Here is a 16,550-nt window from a genome sequence, read left to right on the forward strand (position 1 = left end):
GGCGGCAAAGGAAGCGACGCAAGCAAAGGAACCGATGCCGGCAAAGGGAGCGACGCAGGCGAAGCACGCGGCCGCGCGCGTTATCGAAGGCGTCTGGCGCATCGAGTCGGCCCGCATCATCGGGGCGCTGGCGCGCATGCTGCGCAATGTCGGCCTGGCCGAGGAACTGGCGCAGGACGCCTTGGTCAGTGCGCTGGAACGCTGGCCCGAGGCCGGCATTCCCGACAATCCGGCCGCCTGGCTGATGACGGTGGCCAAGAACCGCGCGCTCGACCATCTGCGCCATGCCACCTTGCAGCGTAACAAGGAGTCCGAGCTCACCTACGAAATCGAAACCTTGCTGCAGGATGCTTCGCCCGACCTCGACGCCACCCTGGAAGACGACATCGGCGACGATCTGCTGCGCCTGATGTTCATCGCCTGCCACCCGGTGCTCTCGACCGAGGCGCGCGTGGCGCTCACCCTGCGCCTGCTGGGCGGGCTGACGACCGATGAAATCGCCCATGCGTTCCTCGTCTCCGAAGCGACGGTGGCGCAGCGCATCGTGCGCGCCAAGCGCACCCTGGCCGAAGCGAAGGTCCCGTTCGAGGTGCCGCGCACCGACCAGTTGGTGGCGCGCCTGGCGTCGGTGCTGCAAGTCATTTATCTGATCTACAACGAAGGCTATTCGGCCAGCGCCGGCGGCGACTGGATGCGCCCCAAGCTGTGCGACGAGGCCTTGCGGCTGGGGCGCATCCTCGCTGGCCTGTTGCCGCAGGAATCCGAGGTGCACGGCTTGGTGGCGCTGATGGAAATCCAGTCCTCGCGCGCGCGGGCGCGGCTCGGGCCTCAAGGCGAGCCGGTCTTGCTGCTCGACCAGGACCGCAGCCGCTGGGACCAGTTGCTGATCCGGCGCGGGCTGGCGGCGCTGGAACGGGCAGGGCAGCTGGGCGAGAGCTACGGGCCGTACGCGCTGCAGGCCGCCATCGCCGCCTGCCATGCGCGCGCATTGGCACCGGAGCAGACCGACTGGCAGCGCATTGCCGCGCTGTACGATGCGCTGGCGCAGCTGATGCCGTCGCCCGTGGTGGAGCTCAACCGCGCGGTGGTGCTGGGGATGGCGTACGGGCCGGCGGCCGGGCTGGAACTGGTCGATGCGCTGATCGCCAGCGATACGCTGCGCAATTATCACTTGCTGCCCAGCGTGCGAGGCGATTTGCTGGCGCGCCTGGGGCGCATGGACGAGGCCTGTGCCGAGTTCAGGCAGGCGGCGGAGTTGACCAATAATTTGCGCGAGCGGGCGCTGCTGCTGGCGCGCGCGCAAGGTTGCGCTGGGGATGGGGGATAGACGGATGCGCTGCGTGCCGCTGCCGCTGGGTGTAGCGTCAGTCGTTTTTGCCACTACACTCAAAACCGTCATTCCCGCGCCAAGGCGGCCCTCGGCGGGAATCCAAGCCCTGTTTGCTCAGCGACAGCCCCTTGGATTCCCGCCTACGCGGGAAGTCATTTCTGCCAATGGCAGGAATGACGGTCTTAATGGCGGTGGCAAAAATAGATTCAGTGAACGGTCGTCGGTCCAAATGCGGACGGGAAGTCCCGCGCATCATCACGCTCGCGGCCGTCCCCATTGAATTATGCTAGCCTTCGTCTCATGAAAAAGCTCCTCCGCACATGCGCGCTGCTGGCGCTGGCCGGCAGCCTGCTGGCCTCCTGCGCCAGCGTGATCGGCCCGCGCCAGATTGAACTTCCATTAAGTAAGCTGCAGGCAGGCATGGACCGGCGCTTCCCCATCAGCAACCGGGCGCTGGACATCTTCGATATCCAGCTCCACCGCCCGCAACTGTCGCTCGTCCCCGGCAGCGGCCGCGTCGGCGTTTCCCTGGAGGCGGCGGTGGCCTCGCCCTTCACGCGCCAGTCATGGCGCGGCAGCCTGGCCATGTCCGGCCGCCCGTATATCGATGCGGGCCGCAACGCCGTGCTGATGGCCGAGCCGCGCGTGGACCGCTTCGCCATCGATGGCATCGACGCCGCACAACAGCGCAACCTGGCCGCGGCGGCGAATGTGCTGATGAACAAGGTCGTCGCCGATGTCGCGGTCTACAACTTCCGCCCGGAAGATTTGCGCTATGCCGGGGTGCAATTCGTACCGACGCGCATCCAGACCACCGCCTCCTCCCTCATCGTCACGGTCGAGCCGGCGAAGTAAGGCCGCCGGCATTTTCCCTTCCTTCCCGGCCGTCCCCGCGGCCGACGCGCATTTCCAACCCTGCTATGATTTAACGCTGCGAATCTACCCACTGTCGGGTATCTCCGTGGTTGTTGCGTCGCAACGAACGTGTGTTTTCCCTTGATTGCGGCAGCCGCATATTGCGTGCAAACTTGGGATTGATCGTGACCGTTTCACCGAATGCCGCCGGACTTGCGAATTCTCATGTCCAAAGTATTCCGCTAAAGTAATCTTGCTCTGAGAATTCGCTGTGCTGCCATTTTGGGGGTGACTCGTGGGAACGATAGAGGAAAGTTTGCCGGAAAAGGAGGCGGGGCTCGACGTCTCGTCCGACGCGCCGTCGGCGCCGGTGAGGCCGCGTCAGGCCCTGCCGCCCAAGGGCTCGTGCTGGTATTGTGAAAAGCCGCTCGACAGCGTCAAGCGCTTCTGCGGCAAGGCCTGCGCCGATTCGTTCGACGAGGAAGCCGAATACACCCGCTGACGCGGCCGCGCCACGCCGCGCGATCGCCGTCGATCAGAGCGCGGTTTGCCTGAGCGCGCGCAGGGCGCCATCGAAATCGAAGTCATTCACCGCTGCCGTCACCCGTGCCAGCCTGGCCTCGCCCAGGATCACGCGCAGGCTCGCACCCGACTCGTCCAGCAGGTCGACCGCCGCGCCATCGGCGTCGATCAGTAATTCCACCAGCCGCGCCAGCAGCACCGGGTCCTGCAGCAGCGGGCGCTGCGGCATGTCGAGCACGAAGCCGTCCGGCGCACTGCCGGCCAGCACCTGGTCGAGCAGGTGCAAGACCTTGTCGAAGGCGCCCGCGAGCGCATTGAGCGCCACTTGCTGCGCCAGGGGATCGGTGCGGATCGCCAGTTCCAGGGCGCAGGCATGCTGGTGCAGGCGGTGCGCGCCGATCATGCCGGCCGCGCCTTTCAGGGTATGCGCCAGGCGATGCGCCACGATGGTGTCGCCCGCGCCAAGCGCTTCGGCGATCGGCACCGCCCCGTGCGCATAATCGCTGCGAAAGCGCTTGAGCATGCGCGCGTAGAGATCGCGGTTGCCCATGATGCGGTCGATGCCGTCGGCCATATCGATCACCGCGCGCGCGGTCGCATCGGCACGCAATTCGATGGGGGCGGGCGGCTTCTCTCTCGGAGGCATGAATGGACTGATGTTCATTATCTAATAAACCACACGATAGCAGATTTTCAACGGCAAACCGCGGCCGTATCGCCCTATTTGCTCGTGAAAGACCAGGTTTTCGTGATTGGCAGGCCGTCGATGGTGCCGGAGAAGCTGACGTCGTACACCGTTCGTGGCGCCAGCACGGTGAGCGGGATGATGGCGGCGGCCGACTTGGGCGTGTGGCTGTCCACGCCGAGCTTGAGCAGCTTGACGTCGAGCAGCGCTGCGCCGCGCGGGCGCACGGTGAAGCTGTCCACCGTCAGCGCGGCGTCGAGGTCGGCGTGCACACTGATCGGGTAGCCCACTTCGTTGAGGTTCTCGACCGGGTCCGGTTCTTCGTAGTTGCTGAAAAAATTAGGCGTGACGCCAGCCTGGCCATCGGCCGGCCAGGTCGCGATATTGCCGCGTCCCACGCCGGGGCCGAAGCCGTTGTTGGACGCGAAGTTGCTGGTGAAATAGGTGTAGCCGGCGGCGTTGGTGGCCGAACCGGTGCCGATTTCCTTGAATTTGGGCTCGAACATCACGAAGCGGTGATAGATGGCCGTGATCAATTCTTCCGCCATGTAAAAGCCGGACGCGTTCGAGGTGGCCGAGATCACTTCGCCATAGGCAGTGTTGCTCGGTACGAACACATAGCCGGCACCGGTCAGGCGGTCCAGCAGCTGCGCGCCGGTATAGCCGGGGGCGCCGGCGGTCTGGTCGTGCGTCACCTTGTTGTTGCTCTTCTGATAGTCAGAGTGACCCTGGGCGGCACGCTCGATATTGGCGTTGCGCGTGAGTGCAGGCATGCCGATCTGGGCACGGCGGAAGTTAATCCAGTTCAAGCCGTCGACCGCGGTATTGTTGGTGGCGAGGGGGGCGCCCGGCACCTGGGCCAGCGCGGCCGAGGCGCTGGTCTGGGCCGAGGGGGGATTGTCGCCGTCGCCGCCGCAGGCGGACATGGCCAGCGCGCATGACAGACCCGCTGCCAGCGTGCTCCAGCGATGCAATCTGTTCATCCTGCTCTCCCCCGGCTGGAAAAATCTCTTGAGAATTGATTCTAGGGGAATTCAGAAATCGGTGAGATTTGTTTGCCGCCGTTTGATCTGGCGCATGCAGGTCGACGCTGTAAAATACCAACACTATCCTCGATGCGATTGCGAAACCACTTGAAACCCACACGCCAGCAGCGCCTCGCGCGCGCCAAGTTTGCCCTGCCGAGCTTTGTCACGCTGCTATCGATTGCGTGCGGCTTCGGCAGTATCGTCATGTCGGTCGACAATGCCCACGTCGGCCTTGCCGCGGACTACCGCATGTCCGCCATCCTGCTGGTGCTGGCCGGCGTGTTCGACGCGCTCGACGGCTTTGTCGCGCGCGCCACCAATACCTCATCCGAATTCGGCATGCAGCTCGACTCGATCGCCGACGTCATGAATTTCGGCTGCGCGCCGGCCATGCTGCTCTATTGCTACGGCTTCGTGCAACTGGGCGCCGACCATCCGACCCTGCTGCGCGCCGGCGGCCTGGCCTGTTTCGTCTTTGTCGCCTGCGGCGCGCTGCGGCTGGCGCGCTTTAACGTCAATGTCGGACGCACCGATCCGCGCTACTTCGTCGGCATGCCGATCACGGCCGGCGCCGCCTGCGTCGCCGCCGTCGTGGTCGCCTGGCCGGCGCCGCTGACCACCACCATGCAAGCTTATCTGGTCATGCTGCTGATGGTGGGCGTCGGCACGCTGATGGTCTCGACGGTGCGTTTTCCCAGCTCCAAGCAGCCGAAAAGCATGCTGCTGTTCGTCGTTATCGGCATCGGGGTCGCCTTGCTCGCCTGGCTGCAGACGCGCTTCTTCGTGCTGTTTTTCGTGCTGTACATCAGCGTGACCCTGCTGCTCAATATCGCGTGGCAACTGGGCTGGCGCGGCGTGCCGGCCCCGGCCGTGTACGAAGACTAGCACCCGGGGCGCGAGCGCCTCAGGCGAACTTGTCGAGCATGGCGGCCAGCTTGCTGGCGCTGGCTTGTGCTTCGGTCAGGTCGCGCGCGTTGGCGCTCTGGGTTTGGATGGTATTGGTGAGCAGTTGCACGAAAGAGCGGTCCAGCGCCTTGCGCGCCGCCGCCATCTGCTGCGCCACCGCGTCGCAATCGGACGGCGTGGCGGCTTGCGCGATCAGCTTCTGCACCCCGCGCAACTGGCCCTCGATGCGCGCCAGTCGGTGCAGCAAGTCCTTCTTTTGCAGGGCGGTGAGGGCCGTGCTCTCGACGATCTCCGTCATCCTCGTTGCTCCCGGCCGGCTTACGCCACTTCGTGACCGCGCGCGGCGCGCAGGATGGCGAACCAGTCGCCGCGGCTGAGCGTGAAGCGGGTGCCGGCGACGGCCACGGCAATCGCTTCGATGCGGCCGGTGCCGGTCAGCGGCACTGGACGGCACGGCAACTGCATGATCCACGCAAACACCACGCTGGCGAATGGCTGGTTCAGCGCATCGGCGATGCCCTTGATGACCAGGCGCAGGTGATCGGCATTGTCGTCGCTGCTGGCGAACAGGCGTCCGCCGGCCAGCGGCGACCAGATCATCGGCGCCACGTCCAGGTCCTGCAGGCCGTCGAAGGTCTCGTCGAACATGGGCGTGGTGTGCAGGGGCGAGAACTCGACCTGGTTGGTGGCCAGTTCGATGCGCCGGTTGAGCGACTCGAACTGGTGGCGCGAAAAATTCGACACGCCGAAATGGCGCACCTTGCCGGCCTGGCGCAGGGCCGCGAAGGCGGCGGCGATCTCGTCGAACTCCATGAGCGGATCGGGACGGTGGATCAGCAGCAGGTCGAGGCGGTCGGTGTGCAGCTGGCGCAGCGATTGCTCGACCGAGGCCACGATGTGGGCGGCGCTGGTGTCGTAATGCTGGATTGCATGCTGCGGGCGTTGCGGGGATACCAGCTTGATGCCGCACTTGCTGATCAGCTCGATACGGTCGCGCAGCGAAGGCTGCAGGCGCAGGGCTTCGCCGAACAGGCCCTCGACGCCATAGTTGCCGTAGATATCGGCATGGTCGAAGCTGGTCACGCCGAGCGCGATGCACTGCTCGATGAACGCGACGCGCTGCTCGGCCGACATGCCCCACTCGCCCATGCGCCACATGCCGGCGACGATGCGCGACAGGTCGGGGCCATGGGAGCGTGTACTTACGCGTGGGCAAAACAGGTCGGCGGGCAGGACTGCGGTCATCGGTTTCTTTCTTTTTCAAATTTAATAGCGTCAATTGCCTAAGCGAGGTCTGACCCCGGTCAGGCAACTTTGCGGCTTACTTGAGCCAGAGACGCATCGAGTCCCAGGCGCGGCCGAAGATCGAGGCTTGCGGCACTTCTTCCAGCGCCACCACCGGCAATTCCAGCATCTGCTTGCCATCGACCATCATCTTCAGGGTGCCGACTTTGCTGTTGAGCGGCAGCGGGGCGACCAGCGGGTCGTTGCGTTCGAGTACAGGCTTCATCTTGGCCGCGACACCTTTCGGCACCGTCACCAGCACGTCCTGGTTGAAGCCGATCTTGACCACGTTGGCCGATCCTTTCCACACTTCCGGCGTCTGGATCGCCTGGCCCTTGGCATACAGCTTGACCGTGTCGAAGTTCTGGAAGCCCCAGTTGAGCAGCTTCTGGCTTTCCTGCGTGCGCGCCTGGTCGGAATTGGTGCCGAGCACGACCGAAATCAGGCGGCGCTGGCTGTTGCCGTTGGGACGGCGCGCCGAGGCGATCATGCAGAATCCGGCCGCTTCGGTGTGGCCGGTCTTCATGCCGTCCACCGTCGGGTCGAGCCACAGCAGGCGGTTGCGGTTCGGCTGGGTGATCTTGTTGTAGGTGAAGCTTTTGACCGAGTCGATCTTGTAAAACTCGGGGTAGTCGGCGATCACGCGCGCGGCCAGGACCGACAGGTCGTGGGCGGTGGAAAAGTTGTCGGGGTGCGGCAAGCCGTGCGGGTTGGCGAAGCGCGTGTTTTTCAGGCCCATGCGCTGGGCTTCACGGTTCATCAGGAACACGAAGGCGCTTTCGTCGCCGGCGACCGCTTCGGCCAGGGCGACGGCGGCGTCGTTACCGGACTGCACCATCAGGCCGTGCAGCAGGTCGTCCACCGAGACCGGCGTGGCCGGGTCGATGAACATCTTGGAGCTGCTGGCGTCGACCTTCCAGGCCCTGACCGAGACGTTGATCATCTGGTTCAGGGCCAGCTTCTTTTCCTTGAGCGCGGCAAAGGTCAGGTAGGCCGTCATGATCTTGGTCAGCGAGGCCGGTTCGATGCGGGCGTTGGGCTCGTGCGAGGCGATGATCTGACCACTGGTGGCGTCGAGCAGCATCCAGGAGCGCGCAGCGATGGTCGGCGAGGGCATGGTTTGCGCAACGGCGGACGATAGCGCCAGGACACTGGCAGCCAGTGCGGCAATAAGTTTTCTCATGGGAATAAGTACTCAATAAAGGTGGTGCAAAAAAAGGGCGCCCAATTATAGTGGGGTTTCACCCTCACGCCGCCACAGTTGGACCACCAGTGTCTTGATGTGGGCCAGTTTGCGGTGGAAGAAATGATCGGCGCCGGGAATGACGATGACCGGAATGTCTTGCGGCCGCGCCCAGTCCAGCACCTGGGCCAGGGTAATGGTGTCGTCGACTTCGCCGTGGATCAGGATGGTGTCGGCCGGCACATCGGGCATCGGCCACTTGCCGGCGGCCGTGCCGACCAGCACCAGGCGCTCGGCCGGGCGCCCTGCGGCGATCAGGCGTTGCTGCAGCTGGGCTTGCACAAAGGTGCCGAACGAAAAGCCCGACAGCGCCACCGGCAGCCCCGGGTACTGGGCTTGCATGTGCGCGAGCATGAGGGCCATGTCATCGGTCTCGCCGGCGCCGCCATCGTGCACGCCGGCCGATGCGCCGACACCGCGAAAGTTAAAGCGCGCCACCGCGTAGCCGAGCGCAACGAACGTGCGCGCCAGGGTTTGCGCCACCTTGTTATCCATGGTGCCGCCGTACAGCGGGTGCGGATGGGCTACCAGGGCGATGCCGCGCGGCGCGCCTGCCGGCAGGTCGAGCAGGCATTCCATCGGGCCGGCGCCGCCGGCCAGGGTGAATTTTTCAGCGTTTTTGTTCAGCAGATTATGCGTGGCAGTGTTCATGTAAACAAGTAATCAGATTTTGAGACGGTCGACAACCTTGCCGCCAACCAAATGGGAGTCGATGATGTCATCGATGTCGCTGGTGTCGACATAGGTGTACCAGGTGCCTTGCGGATAGACCACCAGCACCGGGCCTTCGTCGCAGCGGTCGAGGCAGCCGGCCTGGTTGATGCGCACCTTGCCGTGCCCGTTCAGGCCGAGCTCCTTCATGCGGCGCTTGGCGTGCTTTTGCGCGATTTCGGCGCCGAGCTTGCCGCAGCACTGGCGTCCATCCTCGCGCACATTTATGCAGATAAAGACGTGCTGCTCGAAGTAGGGTGTATCGCTCATGGGGGTTCCCGTTTCTTTCCTGTACTGCGTGATCGGTATTTGCATGCGCGCAAAACTACGCGTCAAGCTAGCGCAATGATACGCGCTCTTCGCGCCGATTGAGTTTATGCGAGGGCAGCAGCAGGAACCAGATCGCAAAAAACGGCCATAGCAGGGATAGGAATTGCGCTGCGCCATTAAAGTTCAGGAACTTGCCTTGCACCCAGCCTTGCAGGGTGGCACTGAAGTAGGGGTTGACCGGGATCGTGTTCACCACCAGCAGGCTGAGCACGAGAGTGACCACCGCCAGCCGCCGCTGCGCTTTTTCAGGCGCGAAGGCCAGGCCGGCGAGCATGATCAGGCCGATCAGGAAGCCGCCCTGGGCACCCGGGGTGATCCAGGCCAGCGCATTGTCGGGCTTGAACAGCAGGGAGCTGGCCAGGGTCTTGGTCAGCAGCGCCGCGCCCAGCATGGCGCCGATCAGCAACAGGCGCGGGGCGCCGCGCCGCAGCAGGCACAGCATGGTCAGGACGGCGCCGGTCATGCCGCAGGCGGTGATGATGGTTTCCGACAGCCAGTATTGTTCCACGCTCATGGCGGCGCCGGGACGCAGCAGGGTGACCAGGTCGATATCGGTGTCGAGCCAGGCCGAGAGCCATTCGGAAAAAATCGGCAGCAGCTGGCCATGGCCGAACATGTAGCCGAGCGGATAGATCTGGGCCAGCGGCCACAGGGCCAGCAGCACCAGGCCCTGGCTGGCGTGGGCCGCGAACCAGCGCTGGCGCAGCTTGTACAGGCGGCTCTGGTCGAGGAACGAGCGCGCGCCGAGGGCGCCGATGATGGCCCCCACCAGCGAGCCGGCCGAGTTGGTGATGAAGTCCAGGCTCGACGGCACGCGGCTGGGAAGGTAGGTCTGTACCGCTTCCATCGTGCCCGATGCGAGGATGCCGAGGATGGCCGCGGCGAGGACGGCCCACACGCCGCGCACGCGCGGGTACATGGCCAGCACCAGCAGAGTGCCGAGCGGGATGTAGCCGATGATGTTGACCATCACGTCGAAGCCGGTCCAGTACTGGGGCATGGACAGGGTCAGGAAAATCAGCGGCGACAGGCCACTGCCGCGCCAGCCGGAAAACGGAAACCAGCTGGCGTACACGATCAGCAGCATGTAGGCCAGCAGCGACGCGCGCGCCACGGGCGAACCGCGCACGGCGGCCGTCAGCGGTGCGGGTACGGGACCGGGCCCCGGCGCGTCGGGCGCGTTCATTCTTTTTTGAGCGGCAGCGTGGCGAGCCAGGCGATGACGTCGGCGGCGACCGTGTCGGTGGCGCCGGCCAGCGCGCGCGCGCCGCCGCCGGCATCCATGCTGGTGGCGGGGTTCTTGCGGTCGAAGGTTTTCTGGTCGATCAGTTTATGCCCCTGGAACAGCGACGCGCGCAGCACCAGCTGGCCGTGGCTCTGGGCCTGACTGTCGAAGTTGTGGGTGAAGTCGTCGATTTCGAGGCGCAGGATCGGCACGCCGTCGGAGGCGTCGCTCACGCTGAGCACCTTGGCGCCCGACTGGGCGATGCGCGACTTCAGGCGCTGGGTGACCATCTGCAGCGGCGTGGCGCTCCAGCGGCTGTTGGCGTAGGCGCGCGCCTGCAGCGGGTCGCTGTAGTTCAGGCGGTAGTACATACGCTCGCTGTCGAGCGCCGCCGAACCGGTGACGTCGCCCACCACGACGGCGGCGATCGGCGCGCGCGCGGCCTGCGCGGCATTGGTCGCGGGACCGAAGTCGAAGGTGGTGTTCAGGGCCGGTTTTTCGCTGGCGCAGCCGGCCAGCAGGAGGGCGGCGCCGGTGCTTGCGGCCAGCAGCAGGCGGCGCAGGCTGGCATGCACATTCGTGGACACGTTCGTGGTCACGTTCGTGGACACGTTCGTGCGTGGATTCTGGGTGTGATTCACGGTGGTCCTCATTTGGTCGGTGCGGTAAAACCTGGTTCACCCGGCCCCGGGGTGGGCGGCGCGGCGCCGAACAGCAGGCTTTGCGGACGGTCGTTGAGCGAATTCATGGTGCGGCGCACGGCCCGCAGCGAGGTGCGCGCTTCGTCGGTCATGGCCACGAAGTGCGGCAGCGTTTGCATTTCGAGGTCGGTGGTGACCGCTTCGAGCGAGCCGCCGACCCGGTCCACGGTGCTGTTCAGGCGTGCAATGGCGCCATTGGGCGACTGCAGGTCGTCGGCCAGTTTGGTGTAGCTGCGCGTCATGGCGGTGGCGCTGGACGTGAAGGTGTCGAACGAAGCCAGGCTCTGGTCGGCCTTGGCCGTCAGTTGCGGCAGGCGCGCCAGGGTCGGTTCGAGCTTGGCCGGAATCTCGCCGTAGGCAATGGCGGCCTTGCTGATGTTGGCGAAGGCATCGAGGATGATCTTCTGGTTTTCCGGCGCCGCCATGGCGTCCAGGCGGGTGGCCAGTTCCTCGGCTTTGTCGAGGATCACCAGGCCGCGCTTTTCAAGCTGGTCGAGCAGGCCGGGACGCAGCGGAATGCGCGCCAGCTTCTCTTCGCTGCTGGCCATCAGGGTCGAGCCGGTTTTTTCGTCGTCGAGCTGGATGAAGGCGATTCCGGTCACGCCCTGGTAGCCGAGGGTGGCGAAGGTGGTGCGGGTGATCGGCGCTTCCGCATCGACCGACAGATGGATCAGGATCTGGCCGGGAGTCTTGGTATCGAAGCTGATGTCGTCGACCTTGCCCACTTCCAGGCCGCGGTAGCGCACCGCCGCCTGGGGATTGAGGCCCGGGATCGACTGGATGGTGGCGATCTGGTAGGGCACGCGCTCGACCCGGTCGCGGTTGAACCAGATGCCCGCCAGGACCGTGGCCACCAGCAGCGCAATCGTAAAGAAACCTGTCATCAGGGCGTGTGATCTGTTTTCCATATGCTAGTGCTCCGGTGCGTGCTCGGCGTCGTATTCGTCGAGCACTTCGAGGGCGCGCTGGCCGCGCGCACCCAGGAAGAATTGTTTGATGAAGGGATGGTCCACTTTCAGGACATCGCGCGTCGGTCCGATCGCGATCACGTGTTTTTCGGCTAGCACCGCGATCCGGGTCGACAGCGCGAACAGGGTGTCCAGGTCGTGCGTGACCATGACCACGGTCAGTCCCAGCTCGCGGTGCAGCGACTGGATCAGCGCGACAAACGCGTCCGACAGGTCGGGGTCGAGGCCCGCGGTGGGCTCGTCGAGGAACAGCAGCTGCGGTTCGAGCGCCAGCGCGCGCGCCAGCGAGGCGCGCTTGATCATGCCGCCGGACAGGTCGGACGGCATCTTCTTGGCGTGTTCGACGCCCAGTCCCACCATGTTCATTTTCAGCAGCACGGCGTCCTGGATCACGTCTTCGGGCAGGGCGCGCAATTCGCGCAGCGGCTGGGCGATGTTGTCGAACACGGTCAGCGCCGAATACAGCGCGCCCTGCTGGAACAGCATGCCCCAGTGGTTGCGCATGCGCTGCAGCTGGTCGGCGTCGGCCTCGCTGATGTCTTCGCCGAACACGCGCACGCAGCCTTTCGCGGGCGTCTCCAGGCCCAGCATCTGGCGCAGCAGCACGGTCTTGCCGGTGCCCGAGCCGCCCACGATCGACAGGATCTCGCCCTGGTAGATGTCCAGGTTCAGGTCCTGGTGCACCACGGTGCGGCCGAATTTGGTCCACAGCTTGGTGATCTGGACCACCGGCGGGCCGACATCTTCCTCGGGCCGCATGTTCAGGTGCTGGCGCGCGCCTTCCGCTTGTTGTTCATCCATCAGAAACCGACTCCGCTGAAAATAATCGCAAACACCGCGTCGGCCAGGATCACCACCGTGATGGCGGTGACGACCGAGGTGGTGGTTCCGCGCCCCAGGCTTTCGGTGTTCGGCTTGATGCGCAGGCCGAAGTGACAGGATACCAGCGCAATGAGCATGCCGAAGGTGGTCCCCTTGAGCAGGCCGATGATGTAGTTCGACAGCGGCACCGCGTCCGGCAGCTTTTGCAGGAAGTAGCGCGCCGACAGGTTCAGTTCGACCTTGGCCGAGACCATGCCGCCGATCAGGGCCATGGCATCGGTCCATACCACCAGCAGCGGCATCGAAATCGCCAGCGCCACCACTTTCGGCATGATCAGGCGGTAGCCGTGCGAGATGCCCATGACCAGCATGGCGTCGAGTTCCTCGGTCACGCGCATCACCCCGAGCTGCGCGGTGATGGAGGACCCGGAACGGCCCGCGACCAGAATGGCGGCCAGCAGCGGTCCTAGTTCGCGGATCACGCTCATGCCCAGGATGTTGACCAGGTACATATCGCCGCCGAACATGCGCAGCTGCTGGGCCGACAGATAGGACAGCACGACGCCGATCAGAAAGCCCACCAGCGCGGTGATGCCGAGCGCCTGGAAGCCGGAATGGAAAATATTGGCCGAGACTTCGCGCCACGGCCCCGTCATCGGATGGCGGATGAAGCGGCCGATATCCTGCACCACCTGGCCGATCAGGCGGATGAAACCTTGCGTATGCTCGAAGAAGTTGAGCATGCCGCTGCCCAGTGTCATCACCCAGTTGAAACGGTTGGGGCGCGTGCGCGGCATCTGCAGCTTGCTCGCTTCTTCGATGCGCTTGAACAGTTCTTCCTGTTTTTCGGCCAGCTGGAGCTGCGCGGGACGCTTCTTGCCCCAGGCGTTCCAGAACATCTGGGCGCCGATGTGGTCGAGGCGGACGATCTGGGTCAGGTCCCATACCAGCGCCGGCTTGTCCTTGAGCGAGGTGAGGGTGGCGTTGATGGTCTTGATCGCGCCGCACTGGGCCAGCGCGTGGACCTGCCAGATCCCGTTGGCGACGACCGATTGGGGCGAGCCTGCATCAGGCGATTCGAGGGTTAAAGTTGGCGCATTTTCAATCTGCATTGCGCCAGTGTAAAAGAGAATCGCCGTGACCGCTACAGGAGTTCGTGCGCGGGGGGCGGGACCGCCTATGTAATCGTTTGTTTACAGCGCGCGCGTATGCACGGCCGTCACGCTGCCAGATGACGCGCCTGGCGCTGCGGCACGCTCGCTACCGGCTTGGCCTTCTCGGCCGGGGCGTCGATGCGGCCGGCATAATCGCTGCCCACCAGTTGCGCCGCGTCGGTACGGCTCATGCCGCGCGTCTCGAGCCATTGCGCGACCAGCTTGGCCAGGCGGTCGAGCGCAATGCGGTGGGTGGCATCGGTTTTCGCATAGATCCAGTCGGAGAAGGCCATGAAGTTGGCGAAGGGCGACTCGCCCAGGAGGTGCACGAGCGTGTGCGCGAAGCGTCCCGAGTTGGCCACCAGGTCCCAGTAGCGCGCAAAGCGCACCAGGCGCTGCATGGTCTGGAAGTCGATCAGCTTCGTCGCCAGGATGGTGTACGGCGGGTAGGGATCGAAGACCAGTCCGTGTTCTTCGGTGTGGCGGATGATCGGCGTGCCGCGCAGGCGCTTGAGAATGCCGAACTGGATTTCGTGCGGCTTGAGGGCCACCAGCTGGTCGAAGCCGCGCGCGAAGCTGTCCATGTCCTCGCCCGGGAGGCCGGCGATCAGGTCGACGTGCAGGTGGGCGTGCGACTGTTCGCACAGCCAGCGGATGTTCTCGGCGGCCTTGGCGTTGTCCTGGCGCCGGCTCACCAGCGCCTGGACCGCCGGATTGAAACTCTGGATGCCGATCTCGAACTGCAGCGCGCCGGGCGGGAACTTGCGGATGCCATCCTTGAGCGCATCGGGCAGGTGGTCGGGGACCAGCTCGAAGTGGGCGTAGACCGGGTCGTCCGGGTTCGCTTCGAGTTTGTCGAGGAAGAACTGCATGATCTTCAGGCTGGTCTTGATATTGAGGTTGAAGGTGCGGTCGACGAACTTGAACAGGCGCGCGCCGCGGGCGTGCAGCGTTTCGAGCTCGCCCAGGAAGGTGTCCAGGCCGAAGGGCCAGGCGGTCTTGTCGAGCGCCGACAGGCAGAACTCGCACTTGAACGGGCAGCCGCGCGACGCTTCCACATATAAGGTGCGGTTGGCGATGTCGTTGTCCGTATATAAGGAGTAGGGCATGGCGATGTCGGCCATCGGCGGCTGCACGCCGGCGTGGATCTTCATCAGCGGCTTGGGGCCGTGCAGGATCTCGCCGCACAGCTTGGGGAAGGTGACGTCGCCCCAGCCGGTCACTAGGTAGTCCGCCATCTGCACAATGGCTTGCTCGCCCGGCTCGTGCGACACTTCCGGCCCGCCCAGCACGATCACCACCTGGGGCGCGACGCGCTTGAGCATGGCGACAACCCTGGTGGTTTCCTCGACGTTCCATATATAGATACCGAAACCGATGATGCGCGGCGATTGCGCCAGCAGGCGTTCGACGATTTCGGTGGTCTTCGCGCCGATCACGAATTCGTGCAGGCTGGTTTGCTCCTGCAGGGGGCCCATGTTTGCCAGTAGATAGCGCAGCCCCAGCGAGGCGTGGGCGTAACGGGCGTTCAGGGTCGAGAGCAGGATGGTCATGGCGGGCGGCGTTGGCGAAAGCTGCCATTCTACCTGCGCGCAGGGCTGGTGACCGGCAGGTGCCAGTGGGATTTTGCTACCATATGACAATTTCAGGCATAAATCTTGCATTCAAATGCGGTTGAAGAGCCAAGCTGTTGTGTTCTTGCTCAGAAAAGTGCGTATGGGAAATATATTTACGCATATCGCCCCCATGCTACGTTAGTATATGAATCGATCACCCTCGTGTGGAGTAGTGCGCCACTTTTTGTCACATGAATAAATTAAAGCCCATTTTTGTCATCGTTGCTGCCCTTATTTGCTGCGCCGCGTCCGCGCAGCAAATGTACAAGACCGTCGGTCCGGATGGGAAAGTCACGTTTTCCGACCGTCCGCAAAACGGCGACAAGCTCAAGGTCAGCGTGATGAAGGGCTCGGTGCTGCGCGCAGTGGAGGGTCCGGTGCCGGCCCAGCCCAAGATCGCGCCGCGCCCCAAGGGAAGCGGCGCCGATGCGTCCGGCGGTGGCATCTCGGCTGCCGGCGTGCCGTCGCCCGAGCTGCAGCATGCCGTGCTGGTGGTGGCGCTGATGTCCGAAGTGGCCGCCAAGTTTGAGCCGGTCTGTTCCAATGCGGCGCCCCTGAGCAAGAAATTCGTTACCGCCGCCAACGGCTGGAAGCAGCGCAACAGCAGCTTTATCGAAAAGCAGCGGCGCGCGATGGCCGACATGGCTCCCGCCAGGCGGACTGCACTCCAGGGCGAGGTCGCGGCCAAGATTCATGAGGTCATGGCTGAGGTGCTGGGCCAGAGTACGTCGGGTCGGGTGCAATGGTGCGACAAGGCGAGCCTTGATATGTCGGGCGGAACCAATGATGTGGTCAACAACGTGGATGTGGCCATGCCGCTGATCACCTATAAATCGAAGTAATCGGCAAAAGGTGGCTTGTGGAAACGCGGCCCTTTTGCTATAGTTTGCCTCCCGCTGATTCGGTAGCGAAATCAAGTAGTTGCAGGACAGATCAGGGGCGTTTCGAAAGAAGCGAAGTAAGAAAAAGAGGTTGACGAGAAACGCGAAACGCTGCATAATCTCACCTCTCTGCTGCAACGAACACAACGCTTCGTACCATGCGGCAGAAGAAACACCGAATAAGTTCTTTAACAATTAACAGTCGATAAGTGTGGGCGTTTGATGAAGGTGCCAACAAAGCGTAAGCGATGTTGAATACTTAAATTATCAAATGTTCACAAAAAAGAAA

18 protein-coding genes are annotated in these 16,550 nt (G+C 64.1%); 5 read left to right on the forward strand and 13 right to left on the reverse strand.

From position 1 onward, the window contains the following. Positions 1 to 34: 34 nt before the first annotated feature. The 3 genes from RBA40_RS28335 (at position 35) to RBA40_RS28345 (ending at position 2,687) form a co-directional block, all read left to right on the forward strand. A complete protein-coding gene (locus RBA40_RS28335; RefSeq protein WP_306651802.1) occupies positions 35 to 1,327 on the forward strand; it encodes an RNA polymerase sigma factor in 1,293 nt (430 codons plus the stop codon). A gap of 303 nt (positions 1,328 to 1,630) precedes the next feature. Beyond that, on the forward strand, positions 1,631 to 2,185 hold the full coding sequence (locus RBA40_RS28340) for a DUF1439 domain-containing protein (RefSeq protein WP_306651804.1): 555 nt from the start codon (positions 1,631 to 1,633) through the stop codon (positions 2,183 to 2,185). A 316-nt stretch (positions 2,186 to 2,501) separates the two neighbouring features. After that, entirely contained in the window at positions 2,502 to 2,687 is a 186-nt protein-coding gene (locus tag RBA40_RS28345) for a hypothetical protein (protein ID WP_306651806.1), read from the forward strand. 33 nt (positions 2,688 to 2,720) lie between these two features. Here the strand turns inward: RBA40_RS28345 and RBA40_RS28350 are convergent, their stop codons facing one another. Both RBA40_RS28350 and RBA40_RS28355 read right to left on the reverse strand, forming a co-directional pair. Continuing rightward, positions 2,721 to 3,353, reverse strand: coding sequence for an Hpt domain-containing protein (locus tag RBA40_RS28350; RefSeq protein ID WP_306651807.1), 633 nt, complete (start codon positions 3,351 to 3,353; stop codon positions 2,721 to 2,723). 74 nt (positions 3,354 to 3,427) lie between these two features. Next, positions 3,428 to 4,375: a CAP domain-containing protein gene (locus RBA40_RS28355; RefSeq protein WP_306651809.1), complete on the reverse strand. Its 948-nt coding sequence runs from the start codon at positions 4,373 to 4,375 to the stop codon at positions 3,428 to 3,430. A 150-nt stretch (positions 4,376 to 4,525) separates the two neighbouring features. Here RBA40_RS28355 and pssA point away from each other — a divergent pair, with 150 nt between their 5' ends. Next, positions 4,526 to 5,305 carry a CDP-diacylglycerol--serine O-phosphatidyltransferase gene (pssA, locus tag RBA40_RS28360; RefSeq protein ID WP_306651810.1) on the forward strand — a complete coding sequence of 260 codons (780 nt, stop codon included), beginning with the start codon at positions 4,526 to 4,528 and terminating at the stop codon, positions 5,303 to 5,305. A 19-nt stretch (positions 5,306 to 5,324) separates the two neighbouring features. On the opposite strand, the gene RBA40_RS28365 is transcribed toward pssA, so the two are convergent. The 11 genes from RBA40_RS28365 to RBA40_RS28415 form a co-directional block, all read right to left on the reverse strand. Next, the gene (locus RBA40_RS28365) at positions 5,325 to 5,624 is read right to left on the reverse strand and encodes a metal-sensitive transcriptional regulator (protein ID WP_306651811.1); all 300 of its coding nucleotides are present in this window, start codon (positions 5,622 to 5,624) and stop codon (positions 5,325 to 5,327) included. 20 nt (positions 5,625 to 5,644) lie between these two features. Further along, the gene (locus tag RBA40_RS28370; protein WP_306651812.1) at positions 5,645 to 6,571 is read right to left on the reverse strand and encodes an aldo/keto reductase; all 927 of its coding nucleotides are present in this window, start codon (positions 6,569 to 6,571) and stop codon (positions 5,645 to 5,647) included. Between the two features lie 76 nt (positions 6,572 to 6,647). Continuing rightward, positions 6,648 to 7,793 carry a D-alanyl-D-alanine carboxypeptidase family protein gene (locus RBA40_RS28375; RefSeq protein ID WP_306651813.1) on the reverse strand — a complete coding sequence of 382 codons (1,146 nt, stop codon included), beginning with the start codon at positions 7,791 to 7,793 and terminating at the stop codon, positions 6,648 to 6,650. A gap of 45 nt (positions 7,794 to 7,838) precedes the next feature. Next, positions 7,839 to 8,504 (reverse strand): alpha/beta hydrolase, encoded by a 666-nt coding sequence (locus RBA40_RS28380; RefSeq protein ID WP_374710560.1) that lies wholly within the window; start codon positions 8,502 to 8,504, stop codon positions 7,839 to 7,841. 12 nt (positions 8,505 to 8,516) lie between these two features. Beyond that, complete coding sequence (locus RBA40_RS28385; RefSeq protein ID WP_306651815.1) at positions 8,517 to 8,834, reverse strand: (2Fe-2S) ferredoxin domain-containing protein; 318 nt, start codon at positions 8,832 to 8,834, stop codon at positions 8,517 to 8,519. A 67-nt stretch (positions 8,835 to 8,901) separates the two neighbouring features. Next, positions 8,902 to 10,080, reverse strand: a complete 1,179-nt coding sequence (locus RBA40_RS28390) for a VanZ family protein (RefSeq protein ID WP_306651817.1) — start codon at positions 10,078 to 10,080, stop codon at positions 8,902 to 8,904. Then, complete coding sequence (locus tag RBA40_RS28395; RefSeq protein WP_306651819.1) at positions 10,077 to 10,760, reverse strand: ABC-type transport auxiliary lipoprotein family protein; 684 nt, start codon at positions 10,758 to 10,760, stop codon at positions 10,077 to 10,079. Before RBA40_RS28395 ends, RBA40_RS28390 begins: the two co-directional genes overlap by 4 nt. 8 nt (positions 10,761 to 10,768) lie before the next feature. Then, complete coding sequence (locus RBA40_RS28400; RefSeq protein ID WP_306651820.1) at positions 10,769 to 11,728, reverse strand: MlaD family protein; 960 nt, start codon at positions 11,726 to 11,728, stop codon at positions 10,769 to 10,771. A 3-nt stretch (positions 11,729 to 11,731) separates the two neighbouring features. After that, positions 11,732 to 12,547, reverse strand: a complete 816-nt coding sequence (locus tag RBA40_RS28405) for an ABC transporter ATP-binding protein (protein ID WP_229423808.1) — start codon at positions 12,545 to 12,547, stop codon at positions 11,732 to 11,734. Between the two features lie 41 nt (positions 12,548 to 12,588). After that, positions 12,589 to 13,722 carry an MlaE family ABC transporter permease gene (locus RBA40_RS28410; protein ID WP_306651821.1) on the reverse strand — a complete coding sequence of 378 codons (1,134 nt, stop codon included), beginning with the start codon at positions 13,720 to 13,722 and terminating at the stop codon, positions 12,589 to 12,591. A 107-nt stretch (positions 13,723 to 13,829) separates the two neighbouring features. Next, entirely contained in the window at positions 13,830 to 15,317 is a 1,488-nt protein-coding gene (locus RBA40_RS28415; RefSeq protein ID WP_306651823.1) for a B12-binding domain-containing radical SAM protein, read from the reverse strand. Positions 15,318 to 15,640: 323 nt separating this feature from the next. On the opposite strand from RBA40_RS28415, the gene RBA40_RS28420 reads away from it, so the two are divergent. Continuing rightward, on the forward strand, positions 15,641 to 16,222 hold the full coding sequence (locus RBA40_RS28420) for a hypothetical protein (RefSeq protein WP_374710561.1): 582 nt from the start codon (positions 15,641 to 15,643) through the stop codon (positions 16,220 to 16,222). The last annotated feature ends 328 nt before the right edge of the window (positions 16,223 to 16,550 follow it).

The sequence above is a fragment of the Massilia pseudoviolaceinigra genome, from assembly GCF_030846505.1.
In the GTDB taxonomy this organism is placed as follows: Bacteria; Pseudomonadota; Gammaproteobacteria; order Burkholderiales; family Burkholderiaceae_D; genus Telluria_A; species Telluria_A violaceinigra.